The sequence below is a fragment of the Pseudomonas sp. 1L-C-7-B-C1 genome, from assembly GCF_057291635.1.
The window spans coordinates 340,890-361,105 of sequence record NZ_JBXAWH010000001.1 but is presented as its reverse complement, the minus strand read 5'-3'; the positions used below and the strand labels follow the sequence as shown (position 1 = coordinate 361,105).

Sequence of the window (20,216 nt, the reverse complement as noted above, 5' to 3'; positions counted from 1 at the left end):
GCGCATCATCCATGTCTGCGGCCGCCGGGCCGGCTGGCGGTCAATCAGGCCTGAGCATTCGACTCAGGCCTGCTACTACAGATCTGAAAATCCGATTTTGCTGACGTTTCGGGCTGCACGGATGGCGAGCATCTCCTCTTCTGTATCGTTCTCGTCCTCGCTGATGCTGTACCAGGTCAGATAAGTCTGGCGTCGCATGAAATCAGCCGCTGTGTAGGTCACGGTCGGGCGGCCGAGCGGGTCGTAATGTTGCTTGTCGCAGTAACCGTAGTCTCGGATGGACTGGTCGTTGACGTAGCGGTGCGTGTTGGCGAAGTAGGGTCTGTAAATCCGGATCGGCAGGCCCTTGGTGTTGTATTCCACCCGTTCGCTGACCCGCCAGCGAGGTGAGGCGGGTACAACAACCGGCCCAACTTTCCCCGCTTTCTCCTTTCCGGTAACGGGATCAACTGTGGGTTTGCTTTTCGCGACTTCCAGATTTCCAGTGTCGGGATCGACTTTATAGGCGTCACCGTCCTCCACCCGTTGGCGGGTCTGCAGAACGCGACCGAAGCCGTCGTAGGACACCAGTGATATGCGAATCTGCCGTTCCGGGTCATCCGGATATCGGTCAGCTACCAGTGTGGCGGTGTGCACAGGTTGATGCTGTGAAGACCGGTCCATCCAGCTGAAAGCGTCGTAGCAGTGATAAGTGGCGCGCCGGCCCAGGGTTAGAGGCGCCGAAGCGATAGCTTCGCCAGGTGTTACCGGATAAGGCAGTGTTCCTATGGGGTCAAACCCCACATTGACGCCCAGCTCGGTGCCGTAAAAGCTGGTGGCACGCAGTTGACCAAAGGCGTCGTAGGCCGCCTCCTGAGTGTTTTGGTTCGGGTCAACGAGGCGGACGGGCTGCAAGGTCCGATACTCATAGGTGGCTGTGGTTTGACAACCTGTCGGGTCCGTCATGCTCGTAACGAGCATCCAATAGGCGTCGTACTCCACAGTGCTCCAGCCATGACTGCTCGTCGGCTTGAACTTTGTGACATGGTAAAAATCCGCCGCTGGGGCGTAAGTATTGAAGCCGCGTCTGACCGACCACAGGTTCAGCCCGTCATCGGGTAGAAAACTCGGCATCCGTTCATATTTGAGCGCGACCAGGCGCTCGATCAGTTTCTCGGGCGCCATCACGCGGTCGTAGGCGCTCAGTGCGTGATCATCCAGTTCGGCCAGTTCGACGGCATCGGGAAGCGCTAAGAACGTTGCCTCTTTTCCTGTGCAGTCTACGTAGCGCTGCAAGGAGAGTGCAGTCAGCGTGCGCGGCAGCCCGTTGAATTTGCCTGAAGGATCGATGAAGGCCTCGTAACTGATGTCCTCCACCGAGAACGCCGTGGCGGGGGCGAGCATGGCGTTGCTGCGCTGCCGGTAAGGCAGGCCCAATCGCCAGCTTTGCGCTGCCTCAAGATGAATGGGCTCAACACGCTGCTCCTGAAAATAAAAGGTCTGTTGCGCATCATCATGGGAGTCCTGCCACCAGGTCTGCTGGTATTCGTCGTCGAAGGGAGTGTCGTCGCCGAATGTCTTGCGCCGGGCGCAGTTGACCGAGGCGACGTGTATCAGTGTGCCGAACGTGTCCCACGCCAGGCTCACTGTTCGATCGCACTGCGGATCGTCCGCCTGGCGTTCGTATCGATAACTGATCGACTCAAGCGCCAGCGGCAGCATGCGCGCATACGGCTGGAACGGGCTGAGCGGTGCCAGTTGCCTGACCAGGTAGCGCGAGCTTTGCACCGAATACGGCACCGATTGCGCGATGCCGCCGTCCATGCCGAATACCTCAACGCGCAACACGCTGCCAGCCAGCGCGCGGGCCATCTCCCTGCCGGTGGCGTCATCGATCTTGTCGATGATTCTGTCGACGGATCCATCAAACTCTGTCAGCAAGTGAGCACCGAGCATCTGAGCGTCGGGATCGCTTGCGTTGTAGTCGTCAGGTTCACGTTGCGGGTAGCGGCCGGTATGAAACCAGGTCTTGGTCATGACAGGCGCGGTGAAACCCTCATTTTTGTCCGGAGCGGCGGGCGCGTCGGTGTCGGTTTGGATCAACAAGCCGAAACCGCGGAATTCTCGCTCGCTACCCTCGTAAAAGCCTTGGCGGTACTGGAATTTCTGGGTCAAAAGGTTTTGCGTGATCTCGTCGAACTGGGTCTGCCTGACCACCACATGCACTGGAAACGGCAGCTCGGGTACCGGTGCTTCGGCGCATGCGAGCAGCTCGTGTTTTTCGTCCAGCCATTCCTGCGCGGAACTGCGGTAAAACACTTCGCTGAGCGCGCCCATGTTATTGCAGCTGCGCTGCAGCAAATACGGTTTGAGATAAGGCTTCAGCGGCGCCGTGCGTTCCGAATAGTCGAAGCACCAGTGGCGCGGCTTCATGTGCGGTGTGGTCAGTACCAGGCTAGAGCAGCCCAAGCCCCGAAGATCCGTCATGCTGACCTGACAGAACCGGTCGTAGCGCACGCCGTCCGGCCAATTTTGCACGTGGGCTTCATTCAGCCCATTGCCGCCGCGGTTCATGAAAATGCTGAAATGATCGGGCTCCAGATACAAAAGGTCGGCGGCCCCGGAGCCGTCCATGTCGGCCAGTCTGATTCTTCCCGCATCAAACGCTTCATGGCTGAAGGGCAGGGCGGCGAACAGTTTGCCGCTGCCGAAACGCCCGGCGCCCAGATTGGGCCAGAACCAGACGCCGTCGTGCCGGATACGAATCAGATGCTGTTGCCCGGTGCCCAGAATGTCGCAGAAGGCCACCAGCTCATCAGGGCTGTTGCTCAGCAGCGGAAGACTGTCGTCATCGTGCGGGACATCGATTCCGGGGCCGAAACCGCCCGCCCGTTTGTTGGCGTAGAGACGCACGCTGCGTGGCCCGATCAATGCCAGATCGCTCAGGCCGCCGCCGATCAGGTCAGCCAATTGCCCTTGCGGGTGAAAAAATTCGAGAGGAAAGGCGCCGAACGTCGCGAACCTGGACCAACTGCGATCAGGGTTCAGGGTGAAAAAACCCGCCATGCCCGGCTGTGCCACCAACCAATCCAGCCGACCGTCGCCGGTGAGATCGACAAGGGATTGGCGGACAGGTTTTGTAGCGTCGGCTGCAGGGATGTCCGGCAGCCATTGCCAGGGGCCGTATTGGATGGCGTCCGGGTCTTCGGATGTTTCGTCCCGCAACGGCTCACGGTAGTACCAGGCCTTGTCCTGTTGATACAGCACGCCGGGGAGGCCGTCGCCATACAAGTCCACGAGCTGATAGTGCTGACCGTCATTCAAGCCCGGTAGGTCATCGAGCGGATGGAAGCCGCCGATGCTGACGTCGAACTCGCCCCACTCGAATACGACCGGAGGGCGCGGCTGCAGGTAATCCTTGTTCGCATCAAGAGGATCAACTGCCACCCCTTGCAAATGAGCTTCCCGCAGCATGTTGTAGCCCAAGCCCAGCGTCTGATATTTCAGCAGCAGGCGGCTGATCAGCCGTGGTTCCTCGCCCAGCCCCTCGTCGGGGAAATGGTGAAATATCAATACCTGCTGGCACAGACGCAGGTTGCCCAGCTCGAAACCGTACGCAAAGCTTGAGTGCGGATCGGAACGCACCGGCCAGGCGTGCTCGTCGGTATAGGCTGGAATCCCTGCCGCGTCTGTATTGCGCTCGCCGTAATCAAACAGCAGGTCGAAATGCCAGTTGAGGCTCTCCAGCTGCTCCGGCTTCCACAGATACAGATCCGGCGATTGCGCTTTATTGCCATAGCGCACACGCCATAGGTAGCACTGGGCAATGTAGTCCCGCGGCGAATCATCAGCCAGGCCCACTTCGTCTTCGGCCTTGTACTCGTAAAGAATGTGCTCGCCCAGCGCATTCATCGTTTCTTCCAGCAACCACTCGGCAACGTGGTTGGGATTAGCCGGGTCGGTACGGCGCGATCCGGGGTTCTTGCCATAAAAAGCCAGGCTGCCATCAGCGCCATGAATCAGCCAGAAACCAGGATCGACGGGGTCGATGCGCCAGTGTTCAATGCGATCAAACGCGCCTTCGACCCGGGCGAAATAACGGATGACCTGATACGTCTCGTCCAGCTCCAGTTCGAGATACTTGCTGACGGTCTCGAACACCAGCGAGCCATCGTCGGAACGCTCAGGCAGCCAGACTTCGCCGCTCGGGCCAAGGATTACATCGTCATCGGTGTAAGTCGGTACGCCTTTGCTGGCGCGCCGGGCCACGCAGCCAACGTTAAGTCCCCAGCCCATGCCAAACAGACCATTGCCCGCGGTGCTCTGGTAACCCAAGGCTAACGCAGGCGCATGACCCCGGCCCGCTGTAATGGGCAATGAGATACCGAATGACGCCGAACCACTGACGCCCACCGCGCCCCAGCCCTTGCCGATGCTTTGAATCGCGCCGCCGCCCTTGGGCAAGGATGGCGCTGAAATGCCGGGTTGTTGTGCCTGGGTCTCCATGACGGTGATCTCCCTGAGAACAGTAACTCAGCGTTTCACTGCGACATCGTCCTGTCACCTGTCATCAATACCAGTAAAGGCCTCATCCACTGGATTTGTCAGTCAAATCAATTGCCTCGCATCGTTCGTCGGGTTAGACCGAATTGCGATAGTCATTAACGCCATTGCTGATAAGAGGCTCGTACTGACGCTGTTGGACGAGCAAAAATAAACCCGGCCAATGCCGGGTTTATTCATGCAACGCAGCTGTTACTGCACTTCCACCGCCAGGCTTTCACTGATCTTCTTCTGCCAGATGGCGGGACCTGTGATGTGCACCGACTCGCCTTTGCTGTCGACCGCAACCGTCACCGGCATGTCCTTGACCTCGAACTCGTAGATCGCTTCCATGCCCAGTTCCGGGAACGCCAGCACTTGCGACTTCTTGATCGCCTGGGCGACAAGGTAAGCAGCGCCGCCGACGGCCATGAGGTAAACCGCTTTGTTGTCCTTGATCGCTTCGATGGCGGTCGGGCCGCGCTCGGATTTACCGATCATGCCCAACAGGCCGGTCTGCTCGAGGATCTGGCGGGTGAACTTGTCCATACGCGTCGCCGTGGTCGGACCGGCCGGGCCCACCACTTCGTCACCGACCGGATCGACCGGTCCGACGTAATAGATGAAGCGACCCTTCAGGTCCACCGGCAGGGTTTCGCCCTTGTTCAGCATCTCGACCATGCGCTTGTGCGCCGCGTCGCGACCGGTGAGCATCTTGCCGTTGAGCAGGACGGTTTCGCCCGGCTTCCAGCTCTGCACGTCTTCCGGCGTCAGCGTGTCGAGGTTGACGCGGCGCGCCGACGGACCGGCTTCCCAGACGATCTCCGGGTAAGCGTCCAATGGCGGTGCTTCCAGGGAAGCCGGGCCGGAGCCGTCGAGCACGAAGTGGGCGTGACGGGTGGCGGCGCAATTGGGGATCATGCACACCGGCAAGGACGCTGCGTGGGTCGGGTAATCCATGATCTTGACGTCGAGCACGGTGGTCAGACCGCCGAGGCCCTGGGCGCCGATGCCCAGCTGATTGACCTTCTCGAACAGCTCCAGACGCATTTCTTCCAGACGGTTCGACGGGCCGCGCGCCTTGAGCTCGTGGATGTCGATGGATTCCATCAGGACTTCCTTGGCCATGACCGCAGCCTTCTCGGCGGTACCGCCGATGCCGATACCTAGCATGCCCGGTGGGCACCAGCCAGCGCCCATGGTCGGCACGGTTTTCAGCACCCAGTCGACGATCGAGTCGGATGGGTTGAGCATCGCCATCTTCGACTTGTTTTCCGAACCGCCGCCCTTGGCCGCCACGTCCACTTCCACGGTGTTGCCCGGGACGATGGAGTAGTGGATGACCGCCGGTGTGTTGTCCTTGGTGTTCTTGCGGGCGCCGGCCGGATCGGCGAGGATCGAGGCGCGCAAGACGTTTTCCGGCAGGTTGTAGGCTCGACGCACGCCTTCGTTGATCATGTCGTCCAGGCCCATGGTGGCGCCATCCCAGCGCACGTCCATGCCGACGCGGACGAACACGGTGACGATGCCGGTGTCCTGGCAGATCGGCCGATGACCGGTGGCGCACATGCGCGAGTTGATCAGAATCTGGGCCATGGAGTCTCGTGCGGCGGGCGACTCTTCACGCAGGTAGGCCGCGTGCATGGCTTGAATGAAGTCAACGGGGTGGTAATAAGAAATGAACTGCAAGGCGTCGGCGACACTCTGGATCAGGTCATCTTGCTTGATCACGGTCATGGGGCGCGCTCCTCTGATTGGCGGGAACATTCGAATTGCGGGTGGCGACGATACCGCCTAGGCCGGACGAAAGCATCTTGATCAGGCGTCAGACAGCCAGGCAACACCTCGGCGGGTCAGGGTAAAAAAGGCGCGGCAGTATAACCCGAGGTCGATTAAGGTACATCTGCCAACGGCTAAACCATGGTCGAAAGCGCCCCACGGCATGCGCACTGAATCATCCATGAAACAGATTGCTACGGCCGTCTGGAAACACAGGAATTTGAATAGTCATTTTTTGGCGCACGCACTACAGTGGCAAGCTGCCTGCATTATCGCGCACGGCGCAGGCATGTTTTGATCTGTTGCCTGAAAAGTATCACAGGTCATCTTGCCGGTACGGGACGGACCCTTAATACCCATGATGAGTCAACGAGTGACTGCCCAAACCATCCAGCGTTTGCTGTTGAAACGTTTTGCGCTCGCTACCGGCACCTACGTGCTGGGGCTGATGCTCGTATGGATGGCGTATTTTACCGGCTACTACCACGCCACTTTCTTCGGGATCTGGTGCACGAGCGTACTCGTGCTCTTCTGCCAGGCCGCGCTGAGCCTGGTGTTTTTCGGGGGTTACAACCGACGTTTCAAAGACCCCAGCCTCACCGAATTCCAGGTGCTGCTGGGTCTGGCCTGGCAGACGTTTCTCATCAGCCACATGGAAGCCTCCCGCGGCACCTTTCTGGTCATTTACGTGCTGGTGCTGATGTTCGGGTTGTTTCACCTGCGCCCCAGTATCTTCGCCCGCTGCGCCCTGTTTGCCCTGTTGGGGTTTGCCGGCGTCAACCTGTGGGACGCCAGTCGCGGACGGCTTTCGGATCCGGGGCTCGCGGCGATTCAAACCTGCGCGCTGTTCATTGTCTTCTCCTGGCTGTGCCTGTTCGCACGCTTCGTGCAGAACTCGCGCAACCGCATGCACCAGCGGCGAATCACCTTGCAGGCGCATCAGGAAACCCTGCGCGGCATGATGCTGCAGCTTGAAGAACTGGCGTCCACCGACGAACTGACCAACCTCTGTAATCGCCGGCACTTCCTGCGCATTGCCACCCGTGAGCTCGAGCTCATGGACGGCAATTACACCGCTGGCCTGGCGCTCATTGATCTTGATCACTTCAAGCGGGTCAACGATATTCATGGCCACGCGACGGGGGACCGGGTGCTGCAGATGTTCGGCAAAACCGCCGCCGAGTGCTTACGCTCCGACGACATCCTCGCGCGCTATGGCGGTGAAGAATTCGTCTTGCTGATCCCGCGGTGTACCCGTGCACAACTGGTCGAATGTTGCGAGCGCATTCGGCTCGCCTTCACCCATGTCACGCTGCCCGAACTTCCGGAGCTGGACCTGAGTTTGTCGATCGGCATGACGGTGATCGAGCGCGGCGATCACATGGACCGTGCCCTGCAACGTGCCGACCAGTCGCTGTATCGCGCCAAGCACCAGGGCCGCAACCGTTGCCACGGCGCCTGGGATTACGCCGATGCCTGAGTTGCGAGTGGGCGACCGGCATTGGTCGGTAGCGCCTGCGGCCAATTTGCTGGATGCCCTCAACGACGCCGGATTCTCCGTTCCCTACAGCTGCCGCGCTGGCAGTTGCCACGCGTGCATGGTCCGTTGCGTCAGCGGCGATCCGCTGGACGCCGCGCCCGATGCACTGGATACCGACAAGCGCGCCAAAGGCTGGAGGCTGTCGTGCCAGTGCCGGGTAACGAGCGATCTGACTGTTGAGATATTCGACCCCTCGCGCGATGGCTTGCCGGCAACCGTCGTCGGGGCTGACTGGCTAAGCCCGTCGGTGTTGCGTCTGCGACTGAACCCCGAACGCCCGTTGCGCTACTACGCCGGCCAGCATCTGGTGCTCTGGACGGCAAGCGGCGTGGCGCGGCCTTATTCCTTGGCGAGCGTGCCGGGGAACGATCCCTTTCTGGAATTTCACATCGATTGCCAGCGTCCGGGCGCCTTTGCCGACGTCGCCCGTACACTGCAACCGGGCGATCCGATCCGCCTCGGCGAACTCCAGGGCGGTGCGCTGCGCTACGACCCCGACTGGCAGGACCGGCCGTTGTTGCTGCTGGCGGCAGGCACCGGATTGGCCCCGCTCTGGGGTGTGCTGCGCGAGGCGTTGCGGCAGGGCCATCAGGGTCAAATTCGCCTGATGCATCTGGCGCGCGAGCCTCAAGAGCATTATCTGAGTCACGCGTTGAGTGAGCGGGCGAACCAGCATTCGAATCTGCACATGGAGCTGATCGAGCAGGAAAACTTTACGGCCGAGCTGAGTGCGTTACGCGTGACGTCTCGTCAGACCGTTGCGCTGGTGTGCGGGTCGCCTGCCAGCGTCGAGGCGTTTTCGAAGCGGCTTTTTATCGCAGGACTGCCGCGCAGTCAGTTGCTCGCGGATGTGTTTGTGGAGAAGGGCTGACGGCCTGTACGTTCAAGGACATGAAAAAGCCCCGCTCTCTCACGAGGCGGGGCTTTTTTTGCGTTGCAGTGACGCTTAAACCATTGGGTCGCCGACGTGCAGGATCTTCATGCCGTTGGTGCCGCCGATGGTGTGGTAGCTGTCGCCCTTGGTCAGGATGACCCAGTCGCCTTGCTCGACCAGGCCGCGCTTGACCAGTTCGTCCACAGCGGACTGGCTGACCTGACCGGGCGGCAGTGCGGCCGGGTCGAACGGAATGGTGTAAACGCCACGGAACATCGCCGCGCGCGCCTGAGTGCCGCGGTGCGGAGAGAACGCGTAGATCGGCACCGAGGAGCGAATGCGCGACATGATCAGCGGTGTGTAGCCGCTTTCGGTCAACGCAATAATCGCTTTCACGCCAGGGAAGTGGTTGGCGGTGTACATGGCCGCCAGCGCAATGCTCTCGTCACAACGGGTGAACGAGTGACCGACGCGGTGGCTGGAGGTCTTGCCAGTCGGATGACGCTCGGCACCGACGCAGATACGCGCCATCGCTTCCACGGCTTCGACCGGGTACGAACCGGCGGCGCTTTCGGCAGACAGCATCACGGCGTCGGTGTAGTCGAGCACGGCGTTGGCCACGTCAGACACTTCAGCGCGGGTTGGCATCGGGCTGGAAATCATCGATTCCATCATCTGCGTGGCAACGATCACCGCCTTGTTGTGGCGACGTGCGTGCAGGATGATTTTCTTCTGGACGCCCACAAGCTCCGCGTCGCCGATTTCCACGCCCAGGTCGCCACGGGCAACCATGACCGCGTCACTGGCGCGGATCAGCGCATCGAGGGTTTCGTCGTCAGCAACGGCTTCGGCGCGTTCGATCTTCGCCACCAGCCAGGCCGTGCCGCCGGACTCGTCACGCAGCTTGCGCGCGTATTCCATGTCGGCAGCATCACGCGGGAACGAAACGGCCAGGTAATCCAGGTCCATTTCGGCAGCGAGCTTGATGTCCTGCTTGTCTTTTTCAGTCAGCGCCGGCGCTGTAAGGCCGCCGCCGCGACGGTTGATGCCTTTGTGATCCGACAGCGGGCCGCCGATGGTCACGGTGCAATGCAGTGCATCGGCGGTCTGTGTATCAACGCGCATGACCACGCGTCCGTCGTCCAGCAGCAGCTCGTCGCCGACGCCGCAGTCCTTGACCAGATCGGGGTAATCGATACCGACGATGTCCTGGTTGCCGTCCGTCAGAGGATGGCTGGTGGAGAAGATGAACTTGTCACCTACCTTCAGCTCGATCTTCTTGTTGACGAATTTGGCGATGCGGATTTTCGGGCCTTGAAGGTCACCCAGCAACGCAACGAACCGGCCGTTCTTGGCGGCGATGTCGCGGATCAGCTTCGCGCGAGCCTTGTGCTCGTCGGGCGTGCCGTGGGAGAAGTTCAGGCGGGCGACGTCCAGGCCAGCAAGAATCAGCTTCTCGATGACTTCTGGCGAATTACTGGCAGGGCCCAGTGTGGCTACGATTTTGGTGCGGCGAACGGTCATGCACAAACTCCTTAAATGAAGCGCAGCGCGAGGCTACTACTGTATTGCTCTGTAGTCATTGTTCCTTTGCACTACCTGACCCCCTGATCGCTGGGCAATCGGCAGGCCGGCGGCACTCAAATCGGCCTTGAAGAAATCCCGGAATACGCCGATACAAGGGCTGAGCACAGGAGACTCTCATGCGAATCGTGATGATATTAGTGGCGCTGCTTGCCTTGGGTGGCTGCACCCGCTGGGCAATGAACAGCCATTTGAACAACGCCAACCGCGCCTACGCCCAGGGCGACTGCGACGCGGTGATGTACAACTTGTCGAAAGTCGACCGAGAAAGCCGTTCGCGTCGTTACGTACAGCCCGAAGTGTCGATGTTGCGTGGCCAGTGCCTGGAACGCCAGAAGTTCTACATGGACGCGGTCCAGACCTACCAGTTCATCATCACGCAGTTCCCGGAAAGCGAATATGCATTCCGCGCCAAGGCACGGCTGGACACGCTGCATCAGCTGGGCCATGACAACCTGGCGCCGCCCGCCACCCCGCGTGCTGCTTCACGCTAGTTACACCCGAGTGGATATACGGTCACGTTTCCGGGTGGATATCGGGAAAACCTGAGCTAGGCTGCAATGAGTAGGGACCTAAGTGTTTTGACAAAAGTGACAGCGCCACTGATCCGAAAGCGGGGCGATAGGTGTGGTTAGCGCAAATCGGCCGCTCGTATCAGTGACTTTTGCCAGCGCCGGATGAGTCAGATGTCGTCATCGGTTTTTCCGCTGATGGATTCTGGCGACACGGGTCTGGCAGTTCCGTGCAACCGAATCCCAAAGCACTAGCGCGGCCATGCTCAATGGTCATCTCAGGGCGAGTGTCCGAATGCTTAATGAAAGACGAATAGAACGTCACCAACTGCCTTACTACCTGCAAGTGTTCAACCGGTACACCGATAAACCGTTGGGTTGCCTGGGTAACGTGTCTGAACAAGGCCTGATGCTGATCAGCGATCTGCCCATTCTGGTGGGGGCTGATTTTCAGCTGCGCCTGAAAGTGCCCGACGGGAAGAACGGCCTGTACAACATTGATATCGACGCCAGCTGCCTGTGGTGTCAGGAAGACGAAACCCCGCGCGTGTTCGATTCCGGCTTCCGGCTGCAAGCGGCGCCGGCGGAATACTTTGTCCTCATTCAGGCCTTGCAGCACTACTTCAGTTTCTATCCGCTGGAAGCGTCCGCCTGAAGGCAGGCGCCCTACAAAGCTCCGGCCTTTTTCCAGCTCATGTATCGGCTGACCAACTCCGGGCCCAGCTCACTGGGGCGCACATCCAGCACCGGGATGCCATGGGCGACCAAACGCTCATGCAGCCCGCTCCGGGCGTTCAGCAGGTCGACCGTACCGCAATAATCCACGGCCTGTTGCCAGGTCTGCACCGGCGTTTGACGCAGATCGTCGAGCACAACTTCGCGCAAACTGGCTATCAGCACGCGATGATGGCGACTCAGCTGTTTGACCGCTTCCAGTAACTGCTCGTCATCCTCGTCCCGCAGATTAGTCACCAAGACCACCAACGCCCGGCGTTTCTGCCGCGCAAGGATGTTTCGCATCGCTACCGCGTAATCCGCAGGTCGCTGGGTCGCGTTGACGTTGTAGAGGTGATTCAACAGCACGTTCAACTGGCCCGCGCCTTTGACGGGTGGCAAATGCCGGTCCTGTTCGCCCGCAAAGGTTGAAAGCCCGACTGCGTCGCCCTGACGCAAGGCCACATAGCTCAGCAGCAGGCATGCGTTGAGCCCGTGGTCGAAGTGCGTCAGATCGCCGTCCTGACTGCGCATGCGTCGGCCGCAGTCGAGCATGAACAGGATTTGCTGATCGCGCTCATCCTGATATTCCCGTGCAATGGGCGCGCGATGCCTGGCCGTGGCCTTCCAGTCGATCTGACGCAGGCTGTCGCCTTCACGAAATTCACGCAGCTGGTGAAATTCCCGGCCCAGCCCCCGGCGCGGCTGTTGGCGAATGCCGATCTGCCTGAGCCAGTTCTCGACGCCCAGCAGCTGTCCGTCGTGCAACCGGGCAAAATCCGGGTACACCCGGACGGCGTCATGGTTGGGTACATACCGCCGGGATGACCAAAGGCGCAACGGGCTGCGGATGAGGATCTCGGTCCGTTCGAAGGTGAAATCCCCGCGACTGGCCGGCCGCAGCCGGTAAGTCAGCTGCGTCGTGCGCTGTGGGCGCAGCGCGACGTTCTGAGGCAGATGTTCGGTTTCGTAGCGGGCATCCGGCTCGGAAGGACCATGGTCAAAGAGCGTCACGTGCAGTGCGCGGGGGGAGTCGTGTTCCAGCTCGACCTGCACCTCGCCCCAGCGCCCCATTCCCAGACTGCCGGCCAAGCGCCGCTTGACCCGAGGGGAAGGCAGACGCCACAGCCATGCCGCATCCAACGCAGCGACGGCAGTCATCACCCACAGCAAGGTCCAGAAAACCCCGTCCAGTCGGGCAACCGGACCGCGCCCCAATGCCTGCAGAATGCCGAGCAGCACCGACACGCCGAGCAGAACGGCCAGCCACCAGAGCATCCGTGTCGACGGCGTGAGCAGTTGCTTCATCGACGCGGCGCCGCCACCTGATCCAGCATTTGCTTGAGCACTTGATCCACCGACAAGCCTTCGATGTCCAGCTCCGGCGCAAGCCTCACCCGATGACGCAGCACCGCCAGCGCGCAGCCTTTGACGTCGTCAGGTACGACGAACTCGCCGCCGCGCAACAGCGCCCGCGCGCGGGCTCCACGAATCAGTGCGATGGACGCACGCGGCCCTGCGCCGAGTGTCAGGCCCGGCCACGTGCGAGTTGCGCGAGCAAGTCGCACGGCATAATCGAGGACCTGTTCATCCACCGGCAGATCGCCGGCGATGCGTTGCAGCGCGAGCACATCCTTTGCCTGCATCAGGGTGCGCAAGGGCTGGACGTCGAGCATGTCAGAGCGGGTCGAACGCGTGACCTGACGGACCATCTCCAGCTCCTGATCGGCCTGGGGATAATCCATGCGCACTTTGAGCATGAAGCGGTCGAGCTCGGCTTCGGGCAAGGGGTAAGTGCCTTCCTGTTCAATCGGGTTCTGCGTCGCCAGCACCATGAATGGTTGCGGCACCGGCAACGCGCGGCCCTCCAGCGTGACCTGACGTTCCTGCATCGCCTCAAGCAACGCGGCCTGGGTTTTGGCCGGTGCGCGGTTGATCTCGTCCGCGAGCAGCAAATGGGTAAACAACGGCCCCTTGCGCAGCTTGAACTGCTCGCTCTGCATGTCGTACACGGCATGGCCGGTGACGTCGCTGGGCATCAGGTCAGGGGTGAACTGAATCCGCGCGAACTCGCCGCCGAAACACCGGGCCAGCGCCCGCACCAGCAGCGTCTTGCCAAGCCCGGGCACACCTTCGAGCAAGACATGGCCACCGCCGATCAGTGCGGTCAGTACATCATCAATCACGGCGTCCTGACCGATGACTGCTTTTTGCAGCTCGTGCCGCACTGCCTGTGCCAGATGAATCGCGCGCTGGCGCTGCTGCGCCGGATGGCTGCCCGAGGCGGTGGCCGGTTCGGTGTGCGTGGGGTCCACAGCCGCGGTTTCAGGAGTGGGGAGGTGCTGGGACGCGTGACTTGGCTCGGTCGGTTGATCGCTCATAAGGCATTCCTGATGGTTTGCAGGTACGCAACCTGACGGGTGAATTCGCTGCTGGACAAGCGCTGCTCCGGCCGCGGGCGTAATGCCTGACCGATGCTGCTGGTGGACTGACGCGTTATGCGCGCCAGCGTTTGCCATTGTTCGGTGACGGCCAGGGTTTCGAAGCCCGGATGGCGTTGCCGGGCGCGGCGCAGGATGTCCTGCTGCAAGGCGCGCAACGCGGCATGCTGACCTTCTCGGCGGAGCATGAAGTCGGCGCTTGCGCGCAGGTGTTCGCTGAGCTGACGGCGGCCGCGCGGCAGAATGGGCAACATCGGGCCGTGGCGCATGCCTGCGTGCCACAGCGTTGCAACGAGGCACAGCGCCAAGGCGAGCAGCGCCTGGGGAAAGTATTTCCAGAGCAGCCCGAACAGGTTGTCGTGTTCAGTGCGCAGCACCATCGTGACAGTGCTGTCCTGGCTCAGGTACCAGAGCAGCCAGGCATTGTCGTATTCACCGATGGCTTGGGTTTTCCAAAGGTCGGCGTCGGTGACGACAGTGATCAATCCGGAGCCGTACACCATTTGCAGCAGGTGCGTGGCGTCAGCGCTGTTGGCCCACGACTGTGCGTGATCCTCGGGGTCATCGAGATGGAAGGCCGGGTCGAAGCTCATGTAGGCCGGATCGTTTTCGTTTTGCACGAACAGCCGGGTCAACTCGGGCCACGGCGTTTCCGGGCCCTGAATGTCCGGCGTGCTTAGTGGGATGACCGGCTTGAGCTGTTCGCGCTGTCGTTCGCGGTCCTGCTCTTGCAGATCCTGGGTGAGAAATTGGTGAATCTGCAATTGATCCAGCAACAGGTCGCCGCTGCTCCCCTTGGTTGGGTCCCACAGCTGTTCGGCAACAAATAGAAGACGGCCTCCTGATCGGGTCCAGGCCAGCAAGCGCTTGACCTCGGACGGCGTCATCCTTTCGCGGAAATCCAGCAGCATCAGCGTTTGCGGCTGGTCGCGGAAGTCAGGGAGCGTGGTGAGCGTTTCAACGGTCTTCACTTGGATGTTTCGTTGACGCAGGAACGTCTGCGCGGCGAGATAAGGGTTTGCCAGCGCTTCCGGCGAAGGTCCCTGGTCCACGGTTTCCTCATAACGCTCGAGCCGCTTCAGCACAGGCACACTGGCGATGACGATGCTTGCCAGCATCAGCGCAACGACCAGCCCGATGATCCAGCGCCGGCTCATGTGCGTGCTTCCTGCGCGAACAACTTCCGCCAGCCTGAACACAGCGCCTGTCGCGCTTGGTCCGGCGGCACCTGGTGCCCGTACGCGAGATTTTGCCAGTGGCGCGTCAGTTCATGACTGAAGTCATCTAGGGATGGCTGCTTGAGCTCGGCAATGCGTGCCAGTATCTGGCCCTCGGTGTCCGCGCTTTTCAGCGGCAACTGGTAATCCGTCAACAGTCGGCTCAGCAGTGCGCGGTAAAGCAGACTCAATGCCTCGCGCGGTGACTGCTGCCACAGCCTCTCGGCTGCACCGGCGACATCCGTTGGCAGGGTTTCAGCGCCAACTTGCAAGCCAAAGAGTTGATGCGGGATGTCTCGGGGTGCAATTGCCTTGCGGGGGCTTTTATCCACGAAGGTGGCGAACCAGGCCCGATAGCGCCAGATCACCCACGCGACCGTGAGGCCGAGCAGTGTCCATAACATTGCGCCAAACACCGTCGACAGGGTTTTGCCCAGGTTGAGCGCGCCGACGACCAGTCGCGCCAGCCAGTTCGGTGTCTCGGCTGACTTGGCATCATGGCTGGCATCGTGTTTAGGCTGGGCGATGCGCCACCCTGAGACCGGTTTGGGATTTTTGAACGGGGGTTGCTCAAGCACTGAATGGATGGTGTTTTGTGACGCCTGGCTGGTCAGCGGCTGATTGAGCAGGCGAGGTGAGTCGGGCGGTGCCACGTCCTCGTCAGTCTGCGGGTTGTCCAGCGGCGGCAGCGGGCAACTATTGCCCGACTCGCTGGGTGTTTCGTCCGCCATTGACGGGGCTGCCATCAGCTGGTTTGCCGCTGACTCTGCCATGGCGGAAGACGGCAACAGCGTCAGCGCAAGTACGCCGCCCAATAACAACGCTACTGCACTGCCCAGAACACGCTCGCGCAGCTTGCGGAAACCCAGTTCGATGTCCCAGGCCTCCAGTGCAGTTCGGCGATTGAGGTACAGCGAAAACCCGCAGGACACGTAAACCGGTCCCCACACGATCAACACCAGCGCATAAAACCCGTTGGTCAGATGCTCAAGCCAGTTCCACTCACCTTCAATGTCCAGCAAGCTGCGCCACGACCAGTCGGCTTCGATCTGCGGCGGAATCATGGCGTAGAACAACACCATCAGGCCGATCCAGAAGGTCATTTCAAGGGTGCTGCCCAGTGCGGTCAGTAGACGCGCCGCCCGGGAATCCTTTTGGCCAAGTAGGGCAATGCGCTGCGCCCGCGGCAACCCGTCAAGTCCCTCCAGTTGCTGCACCGGCTGGTAGAAGCTGCGGCTGAGGCTCAGACGCCGCCAGCTCAGGGTCGCGATCATCTGCGGTTTGAGTGCGGACGGAAAACTTTTCAGCGCCTGCTTGAGCGAAGGTGTAGAGCCGAACAGAGCCTGGGACAGAATCAGCAGCGGCAGCCGTTCGTATGCCGGTTTCAGCCACCAGAACACCAGGACTGACACCGACGGGTAATCCCACAGCAGCAGGGTCAGGAGCGCGAAGACTGGCAAGGTAACGATGGCCCAGCTGGTCATCAGCAAAGCGCGGTGCCGTTGCGCCAGAAGGACGCCCAGATCGATGGCTTCCCAGGGCGTACGTGGGCGTATCGCTACGCTGGCGTCAGTCAGGCGCATGGGGCGTGCGTCCGGCAAGCGTCAGGTAGGCGCCGACCAACAGCCATAAAGAAGCGCCCACCCCATATTTGGCCGTCGCGGGCGGCCAGCTCATCGACGACCAGTACGCTTCAATGAATGCGGCGATGAGCAGGAAAATCATCACCCCGCCAATCAGTCGTACGCTGATCTGGGCAGCCTGGCGAAGCGCCTCGCCTCGGCGCAGGCGACCGGGAGCGACCAGCGCCCATCCGAGTTTTAGCCCCGCCGCACCCGCCAGCGTGATGCCGGTCAGCTCGAAGGCGCTGTGCCCGACCACGAACGGCCAGAAGGTTGCGCCCATGCCTGCGTCGGTCAGATGGCCCGCAACCGCGCCAATCATCAGCCCGTTGAAGAACAGAAAGAACAGACTGCCGACGCCGAAGAACAGGCCACTGGCAAAGGTCTGGAAAGCGATGCCGATGTTGTGCATGACGTAGTAACCGAACATCAGCCAGTCAGTACTGGATGCGCGCTCGGCCGTTTGCCCGATACGCCGTGCGGCGGGCTCGTACATCGCGTGCATCTCGGCGACATCGGCGGGGCTGACGACGCTGTAGATCAGATCCGGATAGCCGTAGACCAACAGCCCCATGAACGTCAGGCTGCCAAAAAACAGCAGGCCGGCGAGGGCGACCCATCGCCATTCAGCACGCACCAGTCGCGGAAAGTCCGCCAGCACAAAACTCAGCAACTGCGCGGTGAATTGACTTCGGTGGCGATACAACTGCTGGTGGCCCCGCATGGCAAGCTGTTGCAGTTGCTCGACCAGATGACTGGCGTAGCCACGGTCAATCGCCAACGAAAGGTGTTGGCAGATCTGACGGTATTCGCGGCTGAAGCCGGCACCGGATTCACTTTTACGGCGACTCCCTTCCAGCACCTCAAGGCGTGCTGCAAAGCGCTGCCAGTCTTCTGCATGGCGTTTTTCGAACAGGCTCTGCTTCATGGCGAGCCGGCCAGGCTGCGCGCAATGCCATTCAGTTGCTGGACGGGATCGTGAGGATCTTGCAAGGTAGATAATTGCAACGGCTGCGTGACGATGGCAGCAAGCTCTTGAGCCCTCGCCGAAGAAAGTGTGCCTTGCCGCTCGGCAAAGGCTTGTATGGCGCGCTGTTCCTCCAATAAGAGGGGCAGCGGCGGACTCATCTCGGTGGCTTCAGCCAGCGGCGGCCGTTGAGGGGGTAAATCGCGATAGATCACCAGCGTGCCGGCCGCGAGATCTCCAAGGCGTTTGAACAGCGGGTGCTGCAGGCAGGTGAACGCGCCAACGCAGTAGCCGAAGGGCAGCATGTCTACGAAGCGCAGCAAGTTGCGCAGCACTGACGCCGACCAACCGATCGGCGTGCCGTCATCGTGAATGACCCGTAACCCCATGATCTGCTTTCCCGGCGTGCGTCCCTGATGCAGCACCTCGAAAAGCACCATATAGCCCCAGGTTCCGAGAAACAGCGCGAGCATGAACAGCCCGGTGCCGAAGTCGCCCAACGCTCCCAGCACGAAAAACAGCGCACCCAGCAGTGCGCCGCGAATCATCAGGTCGATGCCGAAAGCAATTGACCGGGACAGCAACCCGGCGGGGCGCAGGATCAGGTCTATGCCCTCAGGCGTTTCCATGCGAACACGAGTGTCCAGCAGGGCAAGCGGTGCAGCAATTCCTGGCTCTGCATGGGAAAGGGACATAAAGAAAGGTGCGCCGGTGAAAGAGGTTTGATGCTAGCCACGCCGGAGCGGCTAAGCAACAGGATGATTCTGGTCGAAGTGTGGGAATAGTCCTGTTACAACTTGCTGGCCACAGACAGCCGCCACTTTCGCACAAACTGTGTCGCAGTATCCCAAGCCGTAGGGTTTATTGACTGGCGTCAGGCGCGGAGGGGCGTCTGTTAAACTCGCCCGGTCTTTTGTTCAGGATCAGCCCGTGACTTCCAGCATTTTCTGGTACGACTACGAAACCACCGGGATCAATCCACGCAACGACCGGCCGCTGCAAGTGGCGGGCATTCGTACGGACGATCAACTCAACGAGATCGGTGAACCGATCAACCTCTATTGTCAGCCCAGCGATGACATCCTGCCCCACCCGGCGGCGTGCCTGGTGACAGGCATCACGCCTGACCGGCTCGCGGAAAAAGGCTTGTGTGAAGCAGACTTCATGACCCGGCTGCACGCGGAGATGTCTCTGCCGGGCACGTGCAGCGCGGGTTACAACACGTTGCGTTTTGACGATGAGATGACCCGCTACAGTCTTTATCGCAACTTCTTCGATCCCTATGCACGGGAATGGCAGGGCGGCAACAGCCGCTGGGATTTGATCGATGTGGTGCGCACGGCTTATGCGTTACGCCCCGAGGGTATTGTCTGGCCGGAAGAAGAGGGCCGGGTCACCCTGAAACTCGAGCGGCTGACGGCGGCCAACGGGATAGACCATGGCCATGCCCACGACGCGCTCTCCGATGTCCGTGCAACCATCGCGCTGGCGCGTCTGATCCGCGATAAACAACCCAAACTTTACGATTATCTTTTTGGCTTGCGCTTCAAGCACAAGGTCCAGGATCAGATTCGGTTGATGCAGCCGCTGGTGCATATATCGGGTCGATTTTCCGCGGCGCGAAGTTATGTGAGCGTCGTACTCCCGCTGGCCTGGCATCCGGTTAACCGAAATGCATTGATTGTCTATGACCTGTTCCATGACCACAGCCCGTTGCTGGAGGAAGACGGAGAGACCTTGCGTCAGCGTCTATATACCCGCCGCGAAGATCTGCTCGAAGGCCAGTTACCGGTTCCGCTCAAATTGTTGCATGTTAACAAATGCCCCGTCATTGCCCCGCTGAGCGTGCTTCGCGAGGAGGACCGTCAGCGTCTGCAACTGGACATGAGTGTTTATAAAACGCGCGTGGCCGCTTTGAATGAAGGGCAGGCGATCTGGCAGGACAAGTTGAAGAGCGTGTATGCCAACGACAACTTCGCTGCCAGTGAGGATCCGGAACAGCAGTTGTACGATGGCTTCATCAATGATCGGGATCGTCGTCTCTGCGAGCAGGTGCGAATTGCCGAGCCCCAGCAACTGGCTGCCGATGGCTGGCCGTTCGATGATCCCCGATTGCCTGAATTGTTATTCCGGTACCGCGCCCGCAACTTCGCCGAAACCCTCAATGTTGCCGAGCAACAGCGCTGGTTGGCGTTTTGTCAGTTGCGCCTGAGCGATCCTCAGGCCGGCGCGCCCAATACGTTCAAGGCATTCAGCCGTGCGCTGATCGAACTCTCGCTTAAGGCCACCCCCGAGCAACTCAAAGTACTCGCCCAGTGGCAGGAATACTCTCTGGTGTTGAAACAGCGCCTGGGGCTTTAAGCGAAGAGGAGTAAACGGCAGGCAATAAAAAACGCCAGCATAAGCTGGCGTCTTCTTGGGTCGAACATCTCTGCGCGACGGCTG

General features: G+C 60.6%; 14 protein-coding genes. 5 read left to right on the top strand and 9 right to left on the bottom strand.

Annotation, left to right across the window (positions count from 1 at the left end; all coding sequences use genetic code 11):
• Window positions 1–75: 75 nt before the first annotated feature.
• Both AC0Z8Z_RS01605 and AC0Z8Z_RS01600 read right to left on the bottom strand, forming a co-directional pair.
• On the bottom strand, window positions 76–4,485 hold the full coding sequence (locus AC0Z8Z_RS01605) for a SpvB/TcaC N-terminal domain-containing protein (RefSeq protein ID WP_485617560.1): 4,410 nt from the start codon (window positions 4,483–4,485) through the stop codon (window positions 76–78).
• Between the two features lie 249 nt (window positions 4,486–4,734).
• Window positions 4,735–6,258, bottom strand: coding sequence for a fumarate hydratase (locus AC0Z8Z_RS01600; RefSeq protein WP_485617559.1), 1,524 nt, complete (start codon window positions 6,256–6,258; stop codon window positions 4,735–4,737).
• A 415-nt stretch (window positions 6,259–6,673) separates the two neighbouring features.
• On the opposite strand from AC0Z8Z_RS01600, the gene AC0Z8Z_RS01595 reads away from it, so the two are divergent.
• The gene (locus AC0Z8Z_RS01595; RefSeq protein WP_172609529.1) at window positions 6,674–7,780 is read left to right on the top strand and encodes a GGDEF domain-containing protein; all 1,107 of its coding nucleotides are present in this window, start codon (window positions 6,674–6,676) and stop codon (window positions 7,778–7,780) included.
• Window positions 7,773–8,711, top strand: coding sequence for an iron-sulfur-binding ferredoxin reductase (locus AC0Z8Z_RS01590; protein WP_485617558.1), 939 nt, complete (start codon window positions 7,773–7,775; stop codon window positions 8,709–8,711). Before AC0Z8Z_RS01595 ends, AC0Z8Z_RS01590 begins: the two co-directional genes overlap by 8 nt.
• A gap of 75 nt (window positions 8,712–8,786) precedes the next feature.
• Here the strand turns inward: AC0Z8Z_RS01590 and pyk are convergent, their stop codons facing one another.
• A complete protein-coding gene (gene pyk, locus AC0Z8Z_RS01585) occupies window positions 8,787–10,238 on the bottom strand; it encodes a pyruvate kinase (RefSeq protein WP_122535986.1) in 1,452 nt (483 codons plus the stop codon).
• 179 nt (window positions 10,239–10,417) lie between these two features.
• On the opposite strand from pyk, the gene AC0Z8Z_RS01580 reads away from it, so the two are divergent.
• Both AC0Z8Z_RS01580 and AC0Z8Z_RS01575 read left to right on the top strand, forming a co-directional pair.
• Window positions 10,418–10,792 carry a tetratricopeptide repeat protein gene (locus tag AC0Z8Z_RS01580; RefSeq protein ID WP_172609527.1) on the top strand — a complete coding sequence of 125 codons (375 nt, stop codon included), beginning with the start codon at window positions 10,418–10,420 and terminating at the stop codon, window positions 10,790–10,792.
• A 313-nt stretch (window positions 10,793–11,105) separates the two neighbouring features.
• The gene (locus AC0Z8Z_RS01575; RefSeq protein ID WP_122535987.1) at window positions 11,106–11,465 is read left to right on the top strand and encodes a PilZ domain-containing protein; all 360 of its coding nucleotides are present in this window, start codon (window positions 11,106–11,108) and stop codon (window positions 11,463–11,465) included.
• An 11-nt stretch (window positions 11,466–11,476) separates the two neighbouring features.
• On the opposite strand, the gene AC0Z8Z_RS01570 is transcribed toward AC0Z8Z_RS01575, so the two are convergent.
• The 6 genes from AC0Z8Z_RS01570 to AC0Z8Z_RS01545 are packed head-to-tail and all read right to left on the bottom strand — an operon-like array spanning window position 11,477 to window position 18,466.
• Window positions 11,477–12,832: a DUF58 domain-containing protein gene (locus AC0Z8Z_RS01570; RefSeq protein WP_485617556.1), complete on the bottom strand. Its 1,356-nt coding sequence runs from the start codon at window positions 12,830–12,832 to the stop codon at window positions 11,477–11,479.
• Window positions 12,829–13,905, bottom strand: coding sequence for an AAA family ATPase (locus tag AC0Z8Z_RS01565; RefSeq protein WP_485617555.1), 1,077 nt, complete (start codon window positions 13,903–13,905; stop codon window positions 12,829–12,831). The genes AC0Z8Z_RS01570 and AC0Z8Z_RS01565 overlap by 4 nt, the downstream gene beginning before the upstream one ends.
• On the bottom strand, window positions 13,902–15,122 hold the full coding sequence (locus AC0Z8Z_RS01560) for a DUF4350 domain-containing protein (protein WP_485617554.1): 1,221 nt from the start codon (window positions 15,120–15,122) through the stop codon (window positions 13,902–13,904). Before AC0Z8Z_RS01560 ends, AC0Z8Z_RS01565 begins: the two co-directional genes overlap by 4 nt.
• Window positions 15,119–16,765 carry a DUF4129 domain-containing protein gene (locus AC0Z8Z_RS01555; protein WP_485617553.1) on the bottom strand — a complete coding sequence of 549 codons (1,647 nt, stop codon included), beginning with the start codon at window positions 16,763–16,765 and terminating at the stop codon, window positions 15,119–15,121. Before AC0Z8Z_RS01555 ends, AC0Z8Z_RS01560 begins: the two co-directional genes overlap by 4 nt.
• The gene (locus tag AC0Z8Z_RS01550; protein ID WP_485617552.1) at window positions 16,752–17,732 is read right to left on the bottom strand and encodes a stage II sporulation protein M; all 981 of its coding nucleotides are present in this window, start codon (window positions 17,730–17,732) and stop codon (window positions 16,752–16,754) included. The genes AC0Z8Z_RS01555 and AC0Z8Z_RS01550 overlap by 14 nt, the downstream gene beginning before the upstream one ends.
• A complete protein-coding gene (locus AC0Z8Z_RS01545) occupies window positions 17,729–18,466 on the bottom strand; it encodes an RDD family protein (RefSeq protein ID WP_485617551.1) in 738 nt (245 codons plus the stop codon). Before AC0Z8Z_RS01545 ends, AC0Z8Z_RS01550 begins: the two co-directional genes overlap by 4 nt.
• Window positions 18,467–18,701: 235 nt before the next feature.
• On the opposite strand from AC0Z8Z_RS01545, the gene sbcB reads away from it, so the two are divergent.
• Window positions 18,702–20,132 carry an exodeoxyribonuclease I gene (sbcB, locus tag AC0Z8Z_RS01540; RefSeq protein ID WP_485617550.1) on the top strand — a complete coding sequence of 477 codons (1,431 nt, stop codon included), beginning with the start codon at window positions 18,702–18,704 and terminating at the stop codon, window positions 20,130–20,132.
• Window positions 20,133–20,216: the final 84 nt, after the last annotated feature.

Excerpts from the sequence above, each read along its gene's own strand:
- AC0Z8Z_RS01605 (WP_485617560.1), bottom strand. The coding sequence starts at position 4,485 with ATGGAGACCCAGGCACAACAACCCGGCATTTCAGCGCCATCCTTGCCC.
- AC0Z8Z_RS01600 (WP_485617559.1), bottom strand. The coding sequence starts at position 6,258 with ATGACCGTGATCAAGCAAGATGACCTGATCCAGAGTGTCGCCGACGCC.
- AC0Z8Z_RS01590 (WP_485617558.1), top strand. The coding sequence starts at position 7,773 with ATGCCTGAGTTGCGAGTGGGCGACCGGCATTGGTCGGTAGCGCCTGCG.
- pyk (WP_122535986.1), bottom strand. The coding sequence starts at position 10,238 with ATGACCGTTCGCCGCACCAAAATCGTAGCCACACTGGGCCCTGCCAGT.
- AC0Z8Z_RS01580 (WP_172609527.1), top strand. The coding sequence starts at position 10,418 with ATGCGAATCGTGATGATATTAGTGGCGCTGCTTGCCTTGGGTGGCTGC.
- AC0Z8Z_RS01575 (WP_122535987.1), top strand. The coding sequence starts at position 11,106 with ATGCTTAATGAAAGACGAATAGAACGTCACCAACTGCCTTACTACCTG.
- AC0Z8Z_RS01570 (WP_485617556.1), bottom strand. The coding sequence starts at position 12,832 with ATGAAGCAACTGCTCACGCCGTCGACACGGATGCTCTGGTGGCTGGCC.
- AC0Z8Z_RS01565 (WP_485617555.1), bottom strand. The coding sequence starts at position 13,905 with ATGAGCGATCAACCGACCGAGCCAAGTCACGCGTCCCAGCACCTCCCC.
- AC0Z8Z_RS01560 (WP_485617554.1), bottom strand. The coding sequence starts at position 15,122 with ATGAGCCGGCGCTGGATCATCGGGCTGGTCGTTGCGCTGATGCTGGCA.
- AC0Z8Z_RS01555 (WP_485617553.1), bottom strand. The coding sequence starts at position 16,765 with ATGCGCCTGACTGACGCCAGCGTAGCGATACGCCCACGTACGCCCTGG.
- AC0Z8Z_RS01550 (WP_485617552.1), bottom strand. The coding sequence starts at position 17,732 with ATGAAGCAGAGCCTGTTCGAAAAACGCCATGCAGAAGACTGGCAGCGC.
- AC0Z8Z_RS01545 (WP_485617551.1), bottom strand. The coding sequence starts at position 18,466 with ATGTCCCTTTCCCATGCAGAGCCAGGAATTGCTGCACCGCTTGCCCTG.